Origin of the sequence: Leptolyngbya sp. FACHB-711 (genome assembly GCF_014695615.1) — a bacterium.
Lineage (GTDB): Bacteria > Cyanobacteriota > Cyanobacteriia > Elainellales > Elainellaceae > Leptolyngbya_A.
This window is the reverse complement of record NZ_JACJOR010000048.1, coordinates 1-3,961: the sequence shown is the minus strand read 5'-3', so window position 1 is coordinate 3,961 and position 3,961 is coordinate 1. Positions and strand designations below refer to the sequence as shown.

3 protein-coding genes are annotated in these 3,961 nt (G+C 48.9%); 1 reads left to right on the top strand and 2 read right to left on the bottom strand.

What is annotated here, in order from left to right:
* Positions 1 to 138: 138 nt before the first annotated feature.
* Positions 139 to 1,083 (top strand): zinc-binding dehydrogenase, encoded by a 945-nt coding sequence (locus tag H6F80_RS00905; protein WP_190789741.1) that lies wholly within the window; start codon positions 139 to 141, stop codon positions 1,081 to 1,083.
* Between the two features lie 552 nt (positions 1,084 to 1,635).
* Here H6F80_RS00905 and H6F80_RS00900 read toward each other — a convergent pair.
* Both H6F80_RS00900 and H6F80_RS00895 read right to left on the bottom strand, forming a co-directional pair.
* Positions 1,636 to 1,911 (bottom strand): hypothetical protein, encoded by a 276-nt coding sequence (locus H6F80_RS00900; RefSeq protein ID WP_190789740.1) that lies wholly within the window; start codon positions 1,909 to 1,911, stop codon positions 1,636 to 1,638.
* Between the two features lie 623 nt (positions 1,912 to 2,534).
* Positions 2,535 to 3,632, bottom strand: a complete 1,098-nt coding sequence (locus H6F80_RS00895; RefSeq protein ID WP_190789739.1) for a catalase family protein — start codon at positions 3,630 to 3,632, stop codon at positions 2,535 to 2,537.
* Between the last annotated feature and the right edge of the window lie 329 nt (positions 3,633 to 3,961).

Sequence of the window (3,961 nt, the reverse complement as noted above, 5' to 3'; positions counted from 1 at the left end):
GAATGTCCAGATATCGCTGTGGCTTGACGCTGGAAATCAAAGAGCTAGAGAATCTTTGAAAACACCAGAAAATGTGATCCAAAAGACATCTCTCTTTTGTGACTAAACTCAATTTGAAGTCTTTCTAATGGAGCTACGATGCCTAAAATTCGTGCCGTTGTAGTTGAACCTAGCGCTCCTGAACGCTGGCTTGTGCGAGAAGTCGATGCCCCAATCCCTGCTGCTAATGAAGCTTTAGTCAAAGTGCAGGCAGTTTCCCTAAATCGCGGTGAAGTGAGACGGTCCCTGACGGCTGAGTCAGGCTGGCAGCCCGGATGGGATTTAGCGGGTGTGATTGAAACTCCTGCGGCAGACGGTTCCAGCCCACCTGTAGGAACGCGAGTTGTGGGGTTTGTTCGATCGGGAGCTTGGGGAGAGATAGTCGCGGTTCCAACAAATGCGATTGCCCTTTTACCGGATACCGTTTCGTTTGCTGAAGCAGCAACCCTACCTGTTGCAGGATTAACGGCATATCATGCGCTAAAACAGGGCGGACTCTTGCTGGGAAAATCTGTCTTGATCACAGGCGGATCAGGCGGTGTAGGCAATTTTGCTATTCAACTAGCGCGGCTATCCGCTGCAAAGGTCATTGCTCATTTGCGGCGATCGGATCAAGAAGCCGCAGTAAAAGCTGCAGGCGCACAGGCAGTGGTGATTGGGGAAGATTTGCCGTTAGATAGCGAATACGCTCCCTATGATCTCATAATCGAATCAGTTGGGGGCAAAACCCTTGCAGCGACGTTGGGATCGGTTGCACCCGATGGAACGGTTGTTTTGTTCGGTACGTCGGGCGGCAATGAGGTGACGTTTAATGCGCAACGCTTCTATGGTGTGAGCAATGGTGCAAGCCTGTATGCGCTGATTCTGTTCCATGAACTGAGACGAGAAACGGCATCGGTTGGATTACAGCGGCTCTTGGGACTGGTAGCAGAGGGACAGCTCAAGCCGCAAATTTCGGTCGAGGCTCCCTGGATGCAGGTTGCAGATATTGCTCGGCAATTACTCGATCGTCGCTTTCCAGGAAAAGCAGTTTTGTATTTTTGATTTCGGAAATTTCGCAAACTTGGAGAAGTCACTTTAATTAGGAGTCACAAGACTTTAGCTAAGGTGATTTAGTTAATGTGATTTAAGCAGCTTTATGTTCTTCTATCCTTAAAATTGTTACTCAAGCAACAACTTTTAGATCCAACTTTTCGAGCGAACATTACAGCTCATTGCGCTTTCAGAAAAAACAGAATTCGATTGCTTGACTTGAGGCAGTCGTCCCGTTACTATGCCTAGTATTCCTATTAAATACGGTAAATCGATCGACTTACAGCAATTTAATTTGAATGCTTAGGGTATTACAGTATTGCTTTTGCCATGGAAAGAGAAATTCGGCGGTAAAAGCAGTACTGATTTATTATTTATTGGGCTTTTATTGGGGTTAATACCACTGCTCAATGCCTCATGGAGTGACAAAGGAGGTAAAGAACAGACTGGATCAAGCTCATCACCCTTAAACCTAATCGAAAAAAGGGACGTTTTGGGGGTTTGAGAAGCATGAGTTTCCCTGCCCACTCTGACCACAGATCCATCCGGCTAATCCATAACTGTCTATACAGTCCAATGTAAGTAGGCAATCGCCACCAGCAGGACTAAAGCTTGGAACCGTTGTCCAGTTGCTCGATAGCTTTCCATGTTGTAGCCGCCCTTCTTCAAGTCTTTGAACATCGGTTCAGTCGAAAACCTTTTGGCGTAACTGTTGAGTGCAGCTTCAAGGCAGACGAGGTTGGTCAACAGATACCAGACTTGATTGGTTTGAGATTTCCGATAGCTTCGTCTCCAGCGGGTTACGAGATTAAAGCGACCAGACCCCTGCTGTCGCGTCACCTGCACTTGCACTTCAAAGCAGGCACTCCCCGGAAACTGGAGTAACTCGTTCAGGCGTTCAAACTGGGCGTCTGGACGAAACTGACGGTGGTGCTTTGAGGTAGACCAGCATGAATCCTACCTGCTGATGGCCCAACCCGTCAGCAAAGGCAATGCTGTGAAATTCTCGCTCTCCCAACACAATTGAGCGATAGCGTTGCATCAAAGCCAATACTGGATGCAGAACGATTTTTTGTTCAGACGCAGAACTTGAGCTACCTTGGTCGAGGCAGAAATCCAGTTAGCAACAGAATGAATTTTTGCTAAGTGCTTTATTCCTGCCCCGCCTACTTGAATGTTTTGAATCTCTTATGACAATCTTTCTATCTCCTTAATCTCTAACAGCTGCTCGGTTACAGCTTCATTATGCAATTCAACCGATTGCGGCAGTGGGTGCTGTTCTGGCATCGCCTGAGCCTGATGGTAGCCACACTAGTCTTCACTGGAATGCTCAGTTTCACGTTTTTGTCGAGAATACCATTCCCATACAGAACTCTTTCCGAGTAGCACTCGATTCGGTGAATCTGGTCCTCCAAATGCTCGATAGCCAGTGAGGATCGCACGAACTCGATCAGAGCAGCTTCCTAGTCCGGCATTTCCTCAAGGCTTCGTGGTTCTTGCTTGGGCTGCTGGTTCATCTTATGCCGGTAACGACTGGACGCCTCATAGACCTCCTTGCGTAAACGCTGAATCGATCCCAGCGGCTGATGTTCTGCAATACAATGCCAGGCATTAAACGATAAGACGTCATCCACGTACACCTGCCGGGCAGGGCTGTATGCTTCCTGTGTTGGAATTGTGATTCTGGCGATCGGCTGATAAAGACTTTCCCCTTCTGGCCACTCGATCGACGCATCCTCGATCGGCATCGTTTCTAGATTGGTGCAAAGCTGAACACGCAGTTCATACTCAGCGGACTGTTGTCGGAAGAACTCAACGATCAGGTTGCGCAGCGCAGAAGCATTGTTGGTATTAATGCGTTTGCCAATAAGCGGCTGAAGGCTGGCAGAGAGGGGAGCAATACTCAATTTAGCAATGTAATCTCCATAGCGCAGGGCAGCAGCAGTGTAATAGGTTTCCCCTAGAATATGAGTTTCAGGATGAGTAATGCCCAACGCTGTTGGATAGAGACTGATGCCTGCTTTTTCGGTTATCGCATTCACTAGGCGGGCAGCCGTTCCCAACAGTTGTTGCGCCTCCTCTGGGGCACTGACCACAACCTTTTCCTGAAGGAGCTGTTCCGGGAGAAAGCGAGCGATATTACCCGATGGAAAAACCGGACTGTTGATCAAGAGAAAATCCTGGGTGACGGCATCCGGCTCCAGTAGCTTCGGTTCTGCCACGCCAATGACCTTGATTGCCATGCCACGAAAGCAGGATAGACCATCGGGCATGATGTCACCCGGAACTGTCGAGAAGCGAATCATCACTGGGTAGGTGCCGGGCTCGCGGAATAATCCCTGTGCGAGGTGAACAGGCAAGTTGTCGTAAACAGTCAGTTCCCCCTTCAGTCCGCCATGGCTCTTCGCATGGGCACCCCGCATGGCATGGCGATGCTTGTCAAACACCTTCTGCCCCTGCCGGGCAACAGAGTCTAGGATTTCGCGGACGAGTCGATCCTCATCAGGTTGCTTGACTTCTACAGTCTGAGAGTAGCGGACGTACGGTTTGGGGTTGAGCATTGGGCGATCGATTCGAGTGGGATCTAAACTTATACATCTGTAGTTTAAGGATTCGTCCCTGGCTCCTCTACTTCATCCTACTTAAGGAGGAAATGAATCAGAAGGCATAACACTCTCGATGACTGTATCGAATTGCTAAACCAAACATCTGTATCTTGGGAAAAGCACAAACTTAGGGAATACTAAACCCTCGTACTACGGGTTTTGTTCTCTAAGCGGTTGTGTCGCAAAAACAGCCGCTGGTAAGGTAGACAAGCCCCGTTATGCCTTCTCGCCCTCCGATGGCTACTGCTGCTCTGTTCAAGTGGCGGCATTTCTTGCCTGAAATT